This window comes from Pseudomonas sp. MPB23 (assembly GCF_046605395.1).
GTDB lineage: Bacteria > Pseudomonadota > Gammaproteobacteria > Pseudomonadales > Pseudomonadaceae > Aquipseudomonas.
The window spans coordinates 2,771,616-2,787,827 of sequence record NZ_CP176771.1; the positions used below are offsets into that span (position 1 = coordinate 2,771,616).

15 protein-coding genes and 1 pseudogene are annotated in these 16,212 nt (G+C 62.3%); 9 read left to right on the forward strand and 7 right to left on the reverse strand.

What is annotated here, in order from left to right; all coding sequences use genetic code 11:
* Positions 1-213: 213 nt before the first annotated feature.
* Complete coding sequence (recQ, locus tag ACLH0J_RS12850; RefSeq protein ID WP_411392255.1) at positions 214-2,340, forward strand: DNA helicase RecQ; 2,127 nt, start codon at positions 214-216, stop codon at positions 2,338-2,340.
* A 121-nt stretch (positions 2,341-2,461) separates the two neighbouring features.
* Positions 2,462-2,896 carry a MarR family transcriptional regulator gene (locus ACLH0J_RS12855; RefSeq protein ID WP_411392256.1) on the forward strand — a complete coding sequence of 145 codons (435 nt, stop codon included), beginning with the start codon at positions 2,462-2,464 and terminating at the stop codon, positions 2,894-2,896.
* Between the two features lie 79 nt (positions 2,897-2,975).
* Here the strand turns inward: ACLH0J_RS12855 and ACLH0J_RS12860 are convergent, their stop codons facing one another.
* Complete coding sequence (locus ACLH0J_RS12860; RefSeq protein WP_411392257.1) at positions 2,976-5,165, reverse strand: patatin-like phospholipase family protein; 2,190 nt, start codon at positions 5,163-5,165, stop codon at positions 2,976-2,978.
* An 84-nt stretch (positions 5,166-5,249) separates the two neighbouring features.
* Here ACLH0J_RS12860 and ACLH0J_RS12865 point away from each other — a divergent pair, with 84 nt between their 5' ends.
* Positions 5,250-5,537, forward strand: coding sequence for a SelT/SelW/SelH family protein (locus ACLH0J_RS12865; RefSeq protein ID WP_411392258.1), 288 nt, complete (start codon positions 5,250-5,252; stop codon positions 5,535-5,537).
* Between the two features lie 41 nt (positions 5,538-5,578).
* Here the strand turns inward: ACLH0J_RS12865 and ACLH0J_RS12870 are convergent, their stop codons facing one another.
* The 3 genes and pseudogenes from ACLH0J_RS12870 to ACLH0J_RS12880 all read right to left on the reverse strand — a co-directional run.
* A complete protein-coding gene (locus ACLH0J_RS12870; protein ID WP_411392259.1) occupies positions 5,579-5,860 on the reverse strand; it encodes a hypothetical protein in 282 nt (93 codons plus the stop codon).
* A gap of 128 nt (positions 5,861-5,988) precedes the next feature.
* Entirely contained in the window at positions 5,989-6,873 is an 885-nt protein-coding gene (locus ACLH0J_RS12875; protein ID WP_411392260.1) for a DMT family transporter, read from the reverse strand.
* A gap of 145 nt (positions 6,874-7,018) precedes the next feature.
* A pseudogene (locus ACLH0J_RS12880) lies at positions 7,019-7,132 on the reverse strand (AraC family transcriptional regulator); the annotation flags it as partial.
* A gap of 137 nt (positions 7,133-7,269) precedes the next feature.
* Between ACLH0J_RS12880 and ACLH0J_RS12885 the strand changes: the two are divergent.
* A complete protein-coding gene (locus ACLH0J_RS12885) occupies positions 7,270-8,079 on the forward strand; it encodes a UDP-2,3-diacylglucosamine diphosphatase (protein WP_411392261.1) in 810 nt (269 codons plus the stop codon).
* Between the two features lie 88 nt (positions 8,080-8,167).
* Here the strand turns inward: ACLH0J_RS12885 and ACLH0J_RS12890 are convergent, their stop codons facing one another.
* The 3 genes from ACLH0J_RS12890 to phhA all read right to left on the reverse strand — a co-directional run bounded on the left by ACLH0J_RS12890 (position 8,168) and on the right by phhA (position 10,627).
* Positions 8,168-9,364 (reverse strand): amino acid aminotransferase, encoded by a 1,197-nt coding sequence (locus tag ACLH0J_RS12890; protein WP_411392815.1) that lies wholly within the window; start codon positions 9,362-9,364, stop codon positions 8,168-8,170.
* Complete coding sequence (locus ACLH0J_RS12895) at positions 9,364-9,720, reverse strand: 4a-hydroxytetrahydrobiopterin dehydratase (protein ID WP_411392262.1); 357 nt, start codon at positions 9,718-9,720, stop codon at positions 9,364-9,366. The genes ACLH0J_RS12890 and ACLH0J_RS12895 overlap by 1 nt, the downstream gene beginning before the upstream one ends.
* 115 nt (positions 9,721-9,835) lie before the next feature.
* Positions 9,836-10,627 (reverse strand): phenylalanine 4-monooxygenase, encoded by a 792-nt coding sequence (gene phhA / locus ACLH0J_RS12900; RefSeq protein ID WP_411392263.1) that lies wholly within the window; start codon positions 10,625-10,627, stop codon positions 9,836-9,838.
* Between the two features lie 257 nt (positions 10,628-10,884).
* On the opposite strand from phhA, the gene ACLH0J_RS12905 reads away from it, so the two are divergent.
* The 5 genes from ACLH0J_RS12905 (at position 10,885) to ACLH0J_RS12925 (ending at position 16,209) form a co-directional block, all read left to right on the forward strand.
* On the forward strand, positions 10,885-12,447 hold the full coding sequence (locus ACLH0J_RS12905; protein ID WP_411392264.1) for a sigma-54-dependent transcriptional regulator: 1,563 nt from the start codon (positions 10,885-10,887) through the stop codon (positions 12,445-12,447).
* Between the two features lie 303 nt (positions 12,448-12,750).
* Entirely contained in the window at positions 12,751-13,491 is a 741-nt protein-coding gene (locus ACLH0J_RS12910) for a flagellar basal body rod protein FlgF (protein ID WP_411392265.1), read from the forward strand.
* 67 nt (positions 13,492-13,558) lie between these two features.
* Positions 13,559-14,344 carry a flagellar basal-body rod protein FlgG gene (gene flgG, locus ACLH0J_RS12915; protein ID WP_411392266.1) on the forward strand — a complete coding sequence of 262 codons (786 nt, stop codon included), beginning with the start codon at positions 13,559-13,561 and terminating at the stop codon, positions 14,342-14,344.
* Between the two features lie 53 nt (positions 14,345-14,397).
* A complete protein-coding gene (gene flgH / locus ACLH0J_RS12920; protein ID WP_411392267.1) occupies positions 14,398-15,093 on the forward strand; it encodes a flagellar basal body L-ring protein FlgH in 696 nt (231 codons plus the stop codon).
* Positions 15,094-15,120: 27 nt separating this feature from the next.
* Complete coding sequence (locus ACLH0J_RS12925; protein ID WP_033901075.1) at positions 15,121-16,209, forward strand: flagellar basal body P-ring protein FlgI; 1,089 nt, start codon at positions 15,121-15,123, stop codon at positions 16,207-16,209.
* Positions 16,210-16,212 lie beyond the last annotated feature (3 nt).

A 16,212-nucleotide genomic window follows, 5' to 3' on the forward strand; every position in this document is an offset into this window, starting at 1 on the left:
CGCAAGGCATATTTGCCGGGTTTTAGCGAGGGACGGCTATTCGTCAGTGGCGCCCTTTGCCGGATGACGCTCGGGTATACTGCCGCGTTTTGCGATGCCCCTGCAGGCCGAGCGCCATACCGAGAAAACTTCGCTTACGGATTATTTCCCGTGTCCCCGCGTTTTTTCGGCCAGCCTGTACAGAGGGATTTCGGCACTTTTTTGGAGTTTTACATGCTCGAGCAGGCTCAACGCGTCCTCAAGGACATCTTCGGCTACGACAGTTTTCGTGGCCGCCAGGGTGCGATCATTGAGCGCGTGGCCAGTGGCGGTGACGCACTGGTACTGATGCCTACCGGTGGTGGCAAGTCGTTGTGCTTCCAGGTCCCGGCCTTGTTGCGCAATGGGTTGGCCGTGGTGGTGTCGCCGCTGATTGCGCTGATGGACGACCAGGTCGCGACCCTGGAGGAACTGGGCGTCGCGGCGGCGTCCTTGAATTCCACCCTCAGCGCCGAACAGCAGCGCGACCTGGCCGCACGCATCAAGCGCGGTGAAGTGAAGATGCTCTACCTGGCCCCCGAGCGCCTGGTACAGCCGCGCATGCTGGCTTTTTTGCAGGGCCTGGAAATCGCCCTGTTCGCCATCGACGAAGCCCACTGCGTATCGCAATGGGGTCACGATTTCCGCCGCGAGTATCTGCAACTGGGGCAATTGGCGGAACTGTTCCCCGATGTGCCGCGCATCGCCCTGACCGCCACCGCCGACAAACGTACCCGCGAAGAAATCGTCGAGCGCCTGCATTTGCAGAACGCCGAGCGTTTCCTCTCGAGTTTCGACCGCCCGAACATCTTCTACCGCATCGTGCCCAAGGAGCAGCCGCGCAAGCAGTTGCTGGCGTTCCTGTCCGAGCGGCGCAGCGATGCGGGCATCGTGTATTGCCTGTCGCGCAAAAAGGTTGATGAAGTGGCCGCGTTCCTCTGCGAGCAAGGCTACCCGGCGCTGCCTTACCACGCGGGCTTGCCCAATGAAACGCGCTCTGCGCACCAGAAGCGCTTCCTCAACGAGGAAGGCCTGATCATGGTGGCCACCATCGCGTTCGGCATGGGCATCGACAAATCCAACGTGCGCTTCGTCGCCCACATGGATTTGCCCAAGTCTCTCGAGGCGTACTACCAGGAAACCGGGCGTGCCGGCCGCGATGGCCTGCCGGCCGATGCCTGGATGGTCTACGGCCTGCAGGATGTGGTGATGCTCAAGCAGATGCTGCAGAACTCCGAAGGCGACGAGCGCCACAAGCGCCTGGAGCAGCACAAGCTCGACGCCATGCTCTCGCTGTGTGAAGAGACCCGCTGCCGCCGTCAGACGCTGCTGGCGTACTTCGACGAAGACATGCCTGAGCCCTGCGGCCATTGCGACAACTGTGTCGACGGCGTGCAGACCTGGGACGCCACCGAGCCGGCGCGCCAGGCGTTGTCGGCCATCTACCGCACCGGCCAGCGTTACGGCGTCGGCCATCTGGTGGATGTGTTGCTGGGCAAGGACAACGAGAAGGTGCGCAGCTTCGGCCACGAAAAACTTTCAGTCTATGGCGTCGGCAAGGCCCGCGCCGAGGGCGAGTGGCGTTCGCTGTTCCGGCAGATGGTCGCGCGCGGGCTGGTGGATATTGACCTCGAAGGCTATGGCGGGCTGCGTCTTAACGACAGTTGCCGCCCCTTGCTCAAGGGTGAGGTCAGCTTGGAGCTGCGCCGCGACCTCAAGCCGCAGACCACCGCCAAGAGCAGCACCAGCCAGGCCAGCCAGCTTGTCCGGGGAGAGGAGCGCGAACAGTGGGAAGCCTTGCGCAGCCTGCGGCGCAAACTGGCGCAGGAACACAGCGTGCCGCCTTACGTTATTTTCCCCGACTCCACCCTGCTGGAGATGCTGCGCGAGCAACCCACAACCCTGGCCGAAATGGCCAGGGTCAGTGGTGTGGGCGCGCGCAAGCTGGAGCGGTATGGCCAGGCTTTCCTCGAAGTGCTCGGCGGCCAGGCCGAAGCGCCGAAGGAAGTGGCCGATATTCGCCACGAACTGATCAGCCTGGCGCGTGCCGGCATGACGCCGATCCAGATCGCCGGCCAACTGCAATGCACGGAGAAAAACGTCTACACGCTGCTGGCCGAATCCATCGGTAAGCAGCAGTTGTCGTTGGAGCAGGCCCTTGATTTACCAGAGGATTTGCTGGGTGAAATCCAGGATGCCTTCCTGGACGGCGAAGGCGAATTGCCATCGGTTGCGGAGATCGCACCGCTGTTTACCGGGCGGGTGCCCGAGGGCGTTTTGTACTGCGTGCGGGCCGCGTTGCAGTCTGAGTTCGAAATTTAGCGTGTCAATTGCGGCAATGTAACGAATCAGTACATAGCATTCCTTGCCTAGGGGCATGGCTCATGCTTAGCTGACTAATAATTAGCCACACTTTTTTTTCAGTCTAAATTATGAGTTTTTTATGCCGTTAACCGATCAACACCGTTTTGGCATGCAGTTGGCGCAAATGTCCCGAGGTTGGCGCGCCGAGCTCGACCGCCGTTTGGCCGGGCTGGGTCTGTCCCAGGCGCGCTGGCTGGTGCTGTTGCACCTGGCCCGTTTCGAAGAAGCACCGACTCAACGTGAACTGGCCCAGAGTGTCGGCGTGGAAGGCCCGACACTCGCGCGGTTGCTCGACAGCCTCGAAACCCAGGGGTTGGTGCAACGCCAGGCCGTATTGGAAGACCGGCGTGCCAAACGCATCCTGCTGTGTGACACCGCCCGGCCGTTGATCGAGCAGATCGAAACCATTGCCACCGCCTTGCGCCATGAACTGTTTGAAGGCGTGGATGAAGCGGATCTGCGCGTGTGCATGCGCGTGCATGGGCACATTCTGGCGAACCTGGAAAAGTCCTGATCCCACGGCTCGGCGAGGGGGTTTGTTGGGGCGGGGCGCTTGCTCCCGCCACGACATATCAGCGCCTCCGGTTGATGGGTCAAAACGTCTGGCCGAGGTTCAGGTACACCGCCTTCTGATTGTCATCATTGAACCCATAGCTGAAATTCAGCGGCCCCAATGGCGTATCAAACCCCAGGAAAATACTCGCAGCGTTGATATAGCCGCTGTCGAATTCATTGTCGTTGTTCCACGCCCGGCCCCGCTCCAGTGATGCTCCCAGGTACAACGGGAAGTCCAGCGGCAGGTACGAGCGCGGCGTCAGTCGGCGGTAGTACACCGCGCGCATCAGGCTGATGTTCTGTCCGGAAATCGCATCCTGGCGAAAGCCCGACAATTGCCGCGCGCCGCCCAGCAGGAAGCTGGAAACCACCACGTCCGAATCATCCAGGGTACGTCCGTAGCGTCCCCCCAGCACCAGGGTGTCCGGGCCATGGCTCATGGCCTTGTCCAGCTTGAACTCCCATTGACGGTAGCGCTGGTCCGAGCCCAGCCCCGGTTCGAATTCACGGAAGGCCAGGCCGATGTCTTCGCCGGTGTGGGGGAAGTACACATTGTCGAGGGAGTCGAAGGAGTACTTCAGTTCATAGAACCCCTCGCTGAAACTGACGCTTGGCAAATCCCGATCGCCGATGCGCACGTCTGCCTTGCCCCAGGCTTCGCCGACGCCGAAGCGGATTTCGCCGCTGTTGCCGATCTGCCGCCCCACGTTCAGGCCGAAACCATAGCGTTCCAGGCGATATTCGGAGATGGGGTCGTTGTCCAGGATCAGCTCGACGTTCTGGGCCTGGGCACTCAGATAGGGTGCGACGAAGTACCGCGAGCCGGTGTCCATCGGCTGGTAGAACTCGCTGTACAGCTCCTGGCGATCACCGATCTGTACGCGCGTCAGCCATTCGGCGCCGAGGCGGTTGATGCCGTTCATGCGGTAGCTGGCGCCCAGGTTGAAGGCACTGTCGCCACGCATGTCATCCGACAGGTTCAGGCCCAGGCGCAGGTAGTCGGTGCCGCTGCGTTTGCCGCGGGCGCTGATCACCAGGGTGTTGTCGTGGCCTTTTTTGATTACGCGATATTGCACCTGCTCGAAGTAATCCAGGCCGTACAGGGTGCCCATGTCGGTTTGCAGGCGCTCCAGGTTCAGCGGCTCGCCCAAGGGTTGACGGATGTAGTAGCGGATAACGTCGTCGCTGACCTTCGAGTCGTTTTCCACGTTGATGGCGGTGATCACCGGCGTACGTTCGCCAGGGGTGCGGGCGGCGAGCAGTTGCGCGTCGATCGGTTCGGCGGGACGCAAATGCGCCAGGCGGATGTCGAGGGCGCGGGTGGCGCGGTAGCCGGCGTCGATCATGTCCTTGGCGTGGCCGAAGTCCGTCACGCCGTAGGCGGCCAGGGGCGGCTGGATCAGCACATCCTTGGGATGCAGGTCCTTGAGTTGTTCTTCGGAGTTGCGCCGGGTCATCAGGGTGATGGACTGGTTGAGTACATCGACCACCGTGGCCAGTTGCTTGCGCGAACGCAGCGGGGTGCCGATGTCCACCACGATGGCGATATCGACGCCCATCTCCCGCGCCACGTCCAGCGGGATGTTATCGGTCATGCCGCCGTCCACCAGCAGCCGGCCGTCCAGTTCCACCGGGGCGAATACTGCTGGGATCGACATGCTGGCGCGGATCACCTGGGGCAGGTGGCCTTTGCTGAACACCACTTTTTCGCCGGTGGTGATGTCGGTGGCCACCGCACGGAAAGGGATGGGCAGCTTGTCGAAGTTACGTATGTTGCTGCTGTGGGCAAACATGCTTTCCAGCAGCAGCGCCAGGTTCTGGCCCTGGATCACGCCCAGGGGCAGGCCGAGGCTGCCGTCGTCGCGGAAGCTGAGTTTCTGCTTGACCAGGAAATCCCGGTCATCCTGCTTGCGTCGAAACGGTACGTCTTCCCGAGGCGGTGCGTCCGATAGGGCTCGTTGCCAGTCGATACCCAGTGCGAGCTTTTCCAGCTCGTCGATCTTGTAGCCCGATGCGTACAAACCGCCGATGACCGCGCCCATGCTGGTGCCGGCGATCGCATCGATGTGGATACCCTGTTCTTCAAGGGCCTTGAGCACGCCGATATGCGCCAGGCCATGGGCCGCACCGCCGGACAGCACCAGGCCGATTTTCGGACGAGGGGGTTCGGCGGCGTGGACGAGCAGGGGCAGCAGGCACAGCAACAGGCAGGACAGCAGGCGGCGCATCATGAATCTCGAGGCAGGGCGATAAAGGCCGGTATTATAGCCACCCGATCCTCCGAGCCCGTTACGCCAGGAACCTCTCAAATTATGTCTGCGAGCAAACCCGAGATCGTCATCACCTATTGCACCCAATGCCAGTGGCTGCTGCGCGCCGCATGGTTGGCCCAGGAGCTGTTGAGTACCTTTGCCGACGACCTGGGCAAAGTGTCGCTGGCGCCGGCCACGGGCGGTACGTTTCGCATCACCTGCGATGGCGTGCAGATCTGGGAGCGCAAGGCCGATGGCGGCTTCCCCGAGGCCAAGGTGCTCAAGCAGCGGGTGCGTGACCAGATCGACCCGCAGCGTGACCTGGGCCACAACGATCGTACGCCGTGAAGGTCACCGCCTCTGGAGCACGGTGACCCGTGGACGCACGGCTACTTGGCAGCCATTTTGTTCTTGATGAAGCCCACGACCCACGTCAGCACCAGGCCGCCGACGCCACCGCCGACGATATTGCTGCCGACCGCCGCCACCTCCAGCGCTTCACCCCCGGAGGTGCCGGTGAGCGCCGTGACAATCTGGCCCAGCACCAGGCCGCCGATACCGCCGAGAAAGGTATTGAGCCCGGTGCCCAGGCTCTGTTTGGTCATGCCGGCCAGGTTGCCGCCGACGGCGCCGCTGATGATCTGCACCAGCAAGTTGATGAGCATTTCCATGATCGAACCTCTGCATAGCGTTAATGGCGTGACCACTCGCATGCAGCAACTTCAGGGATCATGGCTGTCGTCGAGGAGTCTCTATCCGTTGAACGACGACAGACTGTTGCGGATGGGGCAAGTATAGATCAGGCCGTTGCCGCGGGCTGTTTGGCCTGGCTGGCGCTGCCCATCAGCCCGGACAGGACGATGGCGACGATAATCAGCGCACCGCCCAGCAGCATGCGCAAGGTCGGGGTTTCGGCAAACAGCAGCCAGGCGACGGTGATGCCGTAGACCGGCTCCATGGCGAACACCACCGAGGCGGTGCGCGCCTTGATCACTGCCAGGCTGGCGACAAACAGGCTGTGGGCCAGGCCGGTGCAGAACACGCCGAGTAGCCCGATCCACAGCCAGTCAAGGGCGCGCACATCCGCCAGCCCCGGCGCCGCCACCGGCAGCAGGCACAGCGCAACCACCACGTTCTGGCACAGCGCCGCCTGCACCGCTGGAATCCGCCCGGAACTGGCGCGGTTGTTCAGCGACAGCAGCGAGAACAGCAACCCAGAGGCGATGCCCCAGAGCAGGCCGCCAGTGGCTTCGCTGGCGAGGTTGAAGTCCGGCGTCACCAGCACCAGGCCAACGCTGACCAGCGCGACCAACAGCACCTCATTGGCGCGAATGCGCTCGCGGAAGATCAGCCCTTCGAGGATCACGGTAAACGCCGGGAACGCGGTGAACCCCAGGGTCGCCACCGCCACACCGGCCACCTTGACCGCCATGAAGAACGTCACCCAATGCGCCGCCAGCAAGACACCGCTGACCGCCAGCCGACGCCAATCGCGCAGCTCCAGTGCCTTCCAGGCGGTGTTACTGGCAAACCGTGCGAACACTGCAAGGGCAAGCACGGCAAAGGCTGCGCGACCAAACACGATGATGGCCGGCGAGGCGGCCGCCAGCTTGCCGAAAACGCCGGTGAGGCCAAACATCAATGCGCCGATGTGCAGGGCGCCGAGGGCTGAACGGGGAGTCATTGCGATCCTTGAACCAACGAGCTGACGAAAGCGCAGTCTAGAGGGTGGTGGCTGTAGCGTCTGTCGCCGGTCTCGCGATTTTTAGCGCAGGGCTCTTCCTAGGTCGAGCGCCGCAACGCGCCAGCCATTGCACCAGGCAGCGGCTGCCATCGACTTCCAGGTCCAGGTGCCCGGACAGGCCGAACACCAACTGCGCATGGTCATGGCTGTGGGCGAGGGGCGCTTCGAGGTAGTGGCGTAGCGTGAGGGCGGGTCTCATCGCGGTCTCCAGGGCAGCAGTGCGCCAGTCTACAACGCCTGGCGGCCGGTGGGCGCTGTCATCAGACGGACTCATGACTGTCATGGGCTATTAATCGCCGGGGCGCAAGCTCGCGAAAACACCGACGGGGGATGCCCATGACCAGCGCCGAATTCACCCAGCCCAGCCGCAAGCAGCGGGTACGTACCTTGTGGATTTCCGACGTGCACCTGGGCACCCGGGATTGCCAGGCCGAACATTTGTCGCAGTTTCTCAAGAGCTACCACGCCGACAAGGTGTACCTGGTGGGCGACATCATCGACGGCTGGAAAATGCGCGGCGGCATGTATTGGCCCCAGGCCCACACCAACGTGATCCGTCGCCTGCTGACCATGGCCAAGCGCGGCACCGAAGTCATCTACGTCACCGGCAACCATGACGAATTCCTGCGGCGCTATTCCAAGCTGGTCCTGGGCAATATCCAGTTGGTGGACGAAGCCGTGCACATCACTGCCGATGGCCGCCACTTGCTGGTGATCCACGGTGACCAATTCGACGTGATCACCCGTTATCACCGCTGGCTGGCGTTCCTGGGCGATTCGGCCTATGAATTCACCCTCACCTTGAACCGCTGGCTCAATCATTGGCGTGCGCGTTATGGCTATGGCTACTGGTCGCTGTCGGCGTACCTGAAGCACAAGGTCAAGACGGCCGTGAGTTTCATCAGCGATTTCGAAGAAGCCATCGCCCACGAAGTGACCAAGCGCGAATTGCATGGGGTGGTCTGTGGGCATATCCACCACGCGGAAATTCGCAAGGTGGGCGAGGTGGATTACCTCAACTGCGGGGATTGGGTGGAGTCGTGCACGGCGTTGATCGAGCACTGGGATGGCAGTATCGAGTTGTATCGGTTGGCGGATGCCCAGGCGAAACAGGCGCAACTCAAGGCTGAGATGGTCGCCGGCTGAAACGCTCCTGACGGTAGGAGTCCGGCTTGCCGGCGATGGCAGCCTCACGGGCCTCATCGCCGGCAAGCCGGGCTCCGATGGGAGAGGGTCAGGCGTGGGAAACGTCGGCGATGGCTTGCGCAAGCACCGTCAGCCGCGTCGCGTCAATACCCGCGACGTTGGCCCGCCCCGAGCTGACCATATACACGCTGTGCTTCTCGCGCAGTTGCTTCACCTGCTCGGCACTCAAACCGGTGTAGGAAAACATCCCGCGTTGCGCACCAATGTGCGCGAACCGCGCCGATAAGCCGTGGGGCGCCAACGCCTCCACCAGCCCGGAACGCAACTGCGCGATGCGCGAGCGCATGGCTTCGACTTCCGCGCTCCACTGCTGTTTCAGCTCGGCATCGCCGAGGATGGTCGCGACCACCGCCGCGCCATGGTCCGGCGGCGTCGACCACAGGTTACGGGCGATATTGGCCAATTGGCTGCGCACATCGGTCAGCTTCTCGGCGTCGGCCGCACACACGATCAGCGCGCCGACACGGTCGCGGTACAGGCCGAAGTTCTTCGAGCAGGAACTGGTGATCAGCACCTCTGGTAGCTCGGCGGCAAACAGCCGCACCGCCCAGGCATCCTGTTCCAGCCCATCGCCGAAGCCCTGGTAGGCGAAGTCGATCAGTGGCAGCAACCGGCGCTCGCGTACGATCTGCAGCACCTGGCGCCAGTCGTCATGGGACAGGTCGAAACCGGTCGGGTTATGGCAGCAGGCGTGCAGCAGCACTACGTCGCCGTGTGGCACGCTGGACAGGGTTGCCAACATCGCCGGCACGTCCAGGCGGTTGTCGGCACCGACGTACGGGTAATGGCTGACCTTGAGCCCGGCCTTGGCAAAGATGGTTTCGTGGATCGGCCAGGTCGGGTTGCTCAGCCACACGCCGCGCCCCGGCAGGCAGTGGGCGATGAAGTCGGCGCTCAGGCGCAGGGCACCGGTGCCGCCCGGGGTTTGGGTCGCGCCGGCGCGGCGTTCGCGGATGAGCGCGGAATCGGCGCCCAGCACCAGTTCGCTGATCAACCGGCCGAAGGCGGCATCGCCGTGGCCGCCGATGTAGGTCTTGGTGGTCTGGGTGTCGACCAGGCGTTGCTCTGCGCGCTTCACCGAGTGGGGAATCGGCGTCAGGCCCTGGTCGTCCTTATAGACGCCCACGCCGAGGTCGAACTTGTTCGGGTTGGGGTCCTGGGTATACAGGTCCATCAGGCCGAGGATCGGGTCGCCGGGTACGCGACCAATGGCATCGAAATGCATCATTTGCGGCCCTCGGCGCTCTTGGCCACTTCGTCGGTGCGTGCGGCCATGATGAAGTCGTTGCGGTGCAGGCCTTTGATGGAGTGGCTCCACCAGGTCACGGTGACCTTGCCCCATTCGGTGAGCAGGCCGGGGTGATGGCCTTCGGCTTCGGAGATTTCACCCATGGCGTTCGTGAAGGCCAGGGCGAATTTGAAGTTCTTGAACAGGAAAACCTTTTCCAGCTGCATCACGCCGTCGCGCACTTCGATGTTCCAGTCGGGGATCTGCTTGAGCAGCACTGGCAGTTCGTCGTCGCTGACTTGCGGGGCATCGGCACGGCAGGCTTCGCAGTGGGCTTGGTTCAAGGTGGTCATGTGGGGTGTCCTGAATTCGAGTGTTTGGAAACGGTCGTCAGTGGCGTCACCCTAAAGCAACGCGGGGCCAGGGAACAGACTCACCTGGCCTCAAAACCTAAGGTGTAGTGAAGGCTCACGCCGCTTTGGGCTTTGGCGGAAATTTTGGCGCGTGCAAGCCCAACTGCATGCCGCGCTCGACCATGCTCATGAGGTCTTCCTGGGCCACCTCAAACAGACGCTTGAGGTCGGGCAGGACGAAGTACAGCGGTTGCAGGATGTCGATGCGATAGGGCGTGCGCATGGCTTCCAGCGGGTCAAAGGCTTGATGCTCAGGCTCCGACGACAGGCTGTACACCGTCTCCTTGGGCGACGACAAAATACCGCCACCGTAGATGCGCAGGCCTTGCGGCGTGTTCACCAGGCCGAACTCAATGGTCATCCAGTACAGGCGCGCCAGGTACACCCGTTGCTCCTTGGTGGCCGCCAGGCCGAGCTTGCCGTAGGTGTGGGTGAATTCGGCGAACCAGGGATTGGTCAGTAGCGGGCAGTGGCCGAAGATCTCGTGGAAAATATCCGGCTCTTGCAGGTAGTCCAGTTCTTCGCGGCTACGAATAAAGGTCGCTACCGGAAACTGCTTGTTGGCGAGCAATTCAAAGAAGGTCTGGAAAGGGATCAGCGCCGGCACCCGAGCGACTTGCCAGCCGGTGGTTGCGGCGAGCACTCGATTGATTTCGCCCAACTGCGGGATGCGATCCAGGGGTAGGCCGAGCTTGTCGATGCCGTCCAGGTATTCCTGGCAGGCGCGGCCTTCGATCACCTTCAACTGGCGCGTGATCAGGGTGTTCCACACCGCATGTTCTTGCGGCGGGTAGTGGATAAAACCCTGCGCATCGGGCTCGCGGGCCACGTAGTGCGTCTGCTTCATACGGCTCTCCTGCTAGGCATTCGTTCTTGTTATGTCCTGCGATGACCTTATTGATACCCCCGGCCTGGTGGAGATGCCATCTACCTGCGAGGGGCGCTGTAGGAAAAATTACAGCTTCTTGTAAAGTATTCGTTACGATTGTGCGGTCGGTGGCGACGGCTGGCTGTGAAAACGCCGATGACTGTCACATAATCTTGACGACTATCTGCGCCCAGCGACAAAAAGACGCGGCGCCTACCCACCTTTCGGGCGTTTTCATGCGTATCAAAGTGCATTGTCAGAACCGCATCGGCATCCTGCGGGACATTCTCAACCTGCTGGTGGAATACGGCGTCAACGTCGCCAAGGGTGAGGTCGGCGGCGAGCATGGCAACGCCATCTACCTGTTCTGCCCGAACCTGGTGAACATGCAGTTCCAGGCGTTGCGCCCGCAGTTCGAAGCGATCGCCGGGGTGTTCGGCGTGAAACGGGTCGGGCTGATGCCCAGCGAACGGCGGCATATGGAACTCAATGCGCTGCTCGGCGCCCTGGAGTTCCCGGTGCTGTCGATCGACATGGGCGGTTCCATCGTCGCCGCCAACCGTGCGGCGGCGCAGTTGCTTGGGGTGCGGGTGGATGAGGTGCCAGGCATTCCGTTGTCGCGCTACGCCGAGGATTTCGATTTGCCGGCGTTGGTGCGCGCGAGTAAATCGCGGATCAATGGCTTGCGGGTCAAGGTCAAGGGCGACGTGTTTCTGGCGGATATCGCGCCGCTGCAATCCTCTGAACACGACGACAGCGAGGCCATGGCCGGCGCCGTGTTGACGCTGCACCGCGCCGACCGCGTGGGCGAGCGTATCTACAATGTGCGCAAGCAGGAGCTGCGCGGCTTCGACAGTATTTTCCAGAGTTCTAAAGTCATGGCCGCAGTGGTCCGTGAAGCCCGGCGCATGGCACCGCTGGATGCGCCGCTATTAATAGAAGGCGAAACCGGCACCGGCAAAGAGCTGCTTGCGCGTGCCTGCCACCTGGCCAGTCCGCGTGGGCAATCGCCGCTGATGGCGCTTAACTGCGCCGGTTTGCCCGAGTCGATGGCCGAGACCGAGTTGTTCGGTTATGGCCCGGGTGCGTTTGAAGGGGCGCGGGCCGAGGGCAAGCTGGGGCTGCTGGAGCTGACGGCGGGCGGTACGCTGTTTCTCGATGGTGTCGGGGAAATGAGCGCGCGGTTGCAGGCGAAATTGCTGCGCTTCCTGCAGGACGGTTGTTTCCGCCGCGTCGGCAGCGATGAGGAGGTGTACCTGGATGTGCGGGTAATCTGCGCGACCCAGGTGGACTTGTCCGAGCTGTGCGCCCGTGGCGAGTTTCGCCAGGACCTCTATCACCGCCTCAATGTGCTGTCGCTGCATATTCCGCCGTTGCGCGAATGCCTCGACGGCCTTGCGCCGCTGGTCGAGCATTTTCTCGATCAGGCCAGTCGGCAGATCGGCTGCCCGCTGCCCAGGTTGGCCCCCGCCGCGATGGAGCGCCTGAGCCACTACCGCTGGCCCGGCAACGTGCGCCAGTTGGAGAACGTGCTGTTCCAGGCGGTATCGCTGTGTGAGGGCGGAACGGTCAAGGCGGAACATATCCGCTTGCCGGACTATGGGGTGCGTCAGCCGCTTGGCGAATTTTCCCTGGAGGGCGGTTTGGACGAGATCGTCGGGCGCTTCGAGAAGGCGGTGCTGGAAAGCCTCTATGCCGGGCACCCGAGCAGCCGGCAATTGGGCAAGCGCCTGGGCGTGTCCCACACCACCATCGCCAATAAACTGCGCGATTACGCAATCCTCAAGACCGACAAATGACCGATGTGGGGCTTGCTCCCGATTGCGGCGGTTCAGTCACATATGCATCGACTGATAAGCCGCTATCGGGAGCAAGCCCCCTCCCACACAAGTTCCTTCCCTCCTGTGGGTCGGTGGCGTTGCCGTAAGCGGCATAAGTCCGCCGTTTTTTCGACTATCGTCTCAGCCTCGTTTTTCGCGCGTCCGCCGCAAACCCTTGCTCCGCCTGGGCTTTTCTCCATTTTTGAAAGTTGGTTCGCAAATTGCTTAAGCCTCATCAGTACAGCGGTGGGCGGCAAGCGTCCGTCAGAAAGAGGAAAGAGCGTGGACAAGTACCTTTATGTGGCAATGACCGGCGCCAGCCAGAATGCTCTGGCGCAGAAGGCCCATGCCAACAACCTGGCGAACATTTCCACCAACGGTTTCCAACGTGACCTGGAACAGGCGCGTTCGATGCCGGTGTTCGGTGACAGCTTTCCGGCGCGGGCCTTTGCCATGACCGAGCGTCCAGCCACCGACTTCAGCCCCGGCGCGATGATCGAGACCGGTCGTGACCTGGACGTCGCCGTCAACGGCGACGGCTGGATGGCGGTGCAAACCCCGGACGGCAGCGAGGCCTACGTGCGCAGCGCCAGCATGAACGTCGATGCGCTGGGCGTGCTGCGCGCCGGCAACGGCATGCCGATCATGGGCAACGGTGGCCCGATCGCCGTGCCGCCCCAGCAAAAAATCGAAGTGGGCTCCGACGGCACCATCAGCATCCGCGGCATGGGCGAAGGCCCACGGGTAATGGCTCAAGTGGACCGCATCAAGCTGGTCCAGCCTGACCCGAAGAACATGAATAAAGGCCTGGACGGCACCATCCACACCAAGGATGGCCAGCCAGCCCAGGCCGATGCAAAGGTGACGCTGACGTCGGGTTTCCTGCAGGCGAGCAACGTCAATGCCGTGGAGGAAATGACCGCGGTGCTGGCGCTTTCCAAGCAGTTCGAGCTGCACATCAAGATGATGAACAGCGCTAAAGAAGACGACCAGGCCATGACGCGCGTTATGGCGATGAGCTGATTGCGGTTTCACTGACTACTAATTTTGCGGCGCAGCGCCAACAAACAGGCGCACGAAGGAGAACACTATGCTTCCGGCTCTATGGGTTGCCAAAACAGGTTTGTCCGCCCAGGACACCAACCTGACCACCATTTCCAACAACTTGGCCAACGTATCGACCACGGGCTTCAAACGTGACCGTGCCGAGTTCCAGGACTTGCTCTACCAGATCAAACGCCAGCCAGGCGCCCAGTCGACCCAGGACAGCGAACTGCCGTCGGGCCTGCAACTGGGTACCGGTGTGCAGATCGTCGGCACCCAGAAGAACTTCAACGCCGGTAACCTGCAGCAAACCGGCCAGCCCTTGGACATGGCCATCAACGGCAAGGGTTTTTTCCAGATCCTGCAACCGGACGGGACCACTTCCTACACCCGTGACGGTACGTTCCACTTGGACTCCAACGGCCAGATCGTGACGGCCAACGGCTTCTCTCTGGAGCCGGCTATCGTCGTGCCCAACAACGCTCAGACCTTCACTGTGGGCAACGATGGCACTGTGTCCATCACCATTGCCGGCAATCCGGCGTCCCAAGTGATCGGCAACCTGCAAACCGCCGACTTCATCAACCCGGCCGGCCTGCAGGCCGTGGGTAACAACCTGTTCCTGGAAACCGCCTCCAGCGGTGCGCCGCAAATCGGCACGCCAGGCCTGAACGGCTTCGGCACCACGCTGCAAAGCACCCTGGAAACCTCCAACGTCAGCACCGTGGAAGAGATGGTCAACATGATCACCACTCAGCGTGCCTACGAGATGAACTCGAAGGTGATTTCCACCGCCGACCAGATGCTTTCGTTCGTAACGCAGAATCTGTAATCAAGTCTATGGGGCGTCCTTGAGGGCGCCTGCAGCACCGTGAGGTAAGGGTCATGAATCGCTATGTTTCCGTTCTGGCATTGAGTGGGATTGCCGTGCTTGCGGGCTGTGTCGCCCCGACGCCAAAACCCAATGACCCGTACTACGCGCCGGTGTTGCCACGCACGCCGCTGCCGGCGGCGGCCAACAATGGCTCGATCTACCAGGCCGGTTTCGAGCAGAACCTGTACAGCGACCGCAAGGCGTTCCGGGTCGGTGACATCATCACCATCACCCTCAACGAGAAGACCACGGCCAGCAAGAACGCCAACTCCCAGGTGGACAAGACCAGCAAGACCGGCATTGGCCTGACCTCGTTGTTTGGCGCCATACCGAACACCAACAACCCCCTGGGCAGTGGCGACTTGAGCCTGAGCGCCGGCTACAGCGGCGACCGTGCCACCAATGGCAAGAGCTCGGCAGGGCAGGGCAACAGCCTGACCGGTTCGATCACCGTGACCGTGGCCGACGTGCTGCCCAACGGCATCATCGCCGTGCGCGGCGAGAAGTGGATGACCCTCAACACCGGTGACGAACTGGTGCGCATTGCCGGCATGGTCCGCGCCGATGATATTTCCACTGACAACACGGTGCCGTCGACGCGCATTGCCGATGCACGCATCACCTACTCGGGTACGGGTTCGTTCGCTGATGCCAGTCAGCCGGGCTGGTTCGACCGTTTCTTCCTTAGCCCGCTGTTCCCTTTCTAGGTGGCCACTTTGAAATTCAAACAGCTGATGGCGGCGGCGCTCTTGCTTTCCTTAAGCGCTGTCGCCCAAGCCGAGCGCCTGAAAGACATCGCCAGCATTTCCGGCGTGCGTTCCAACCAGTTGATCGGCTATGGCCTGGTGGTGGGGCTCAACGGTACGGGTGACCAGACCACCCAGACCCCGTTCACCCTGCAGACCTTCAACAACATGCTCTCGCAGTTCGGCATCAAGGTGCCGGCGGGTTCGGGCAACGTGCAGCTCAAAAACGTCGCCGCCGTGTCCATCAGTGCCGACTTGCCGGCGTTTTCCAAGCCGGGCCAGGTGGTGGACATCACCGTGTCGTCCATCGGTAACTCCAAAAGCCTGCGCGGCGGCACTTTGCTGATGACGCCCCTCAAGGGTATCGACGGCAACGTCTACGCCATCGCCCAGGGCAATCTGGTGGTCGGCGGGTTTGACGCCGAAGGTCGCGACGGCTCGAAGATCACCGTCAACGTGCCGTCGGCCGGCCGTATTCCCGGTGGTGCCACGGTGGAGCGCACGGTGCCGAGCGGTTTCAACCAGGGCAACAGCCTGACCCTGAACCTCAACCGCTCCGACTTCACCACCGCCAAGCGCGTGGTCGACAAGATCAATGACATGCTCGGCCCTGGCGTGGCCCAGGCCATCGACGGCGGCTCGATCCGCGTGACGGCGCCACTGGACCCAAGCCAGCGCGTCGACTACTTGTCGATCCTGGAAAACCTTGAGGTCGACCCGGGCCAGGCCGTGGCCAAGGTCATCATCAACTCGCGCACCGGTACCATCGTGATCGGCCAGAACGTCAAGGTCTCGCCGGCCGCCGTGACCCACGGCAGCCTGACCGTGACCATCACCGAAGACCCGATCGTCAGCCAGCCGGGGCCGTTGTCCAATGGCCAGACGGCGGTGGTTCCCCGTTCGCGCGTGAATGCCCAGCAGGAAGCCAAGCCGATGTTCAAATTCGGCCCTGGCACTACCCTGGATGAGATCGTGCGTGCGGTGAACCAGGTGGGGGCGGCGCCAGGCGATTTGATGGCGATCCTTGAAGCGTTGAAGCAGGCCGGCGCGTTGCAAGCCGACCTGATCGTGATTTAAGGC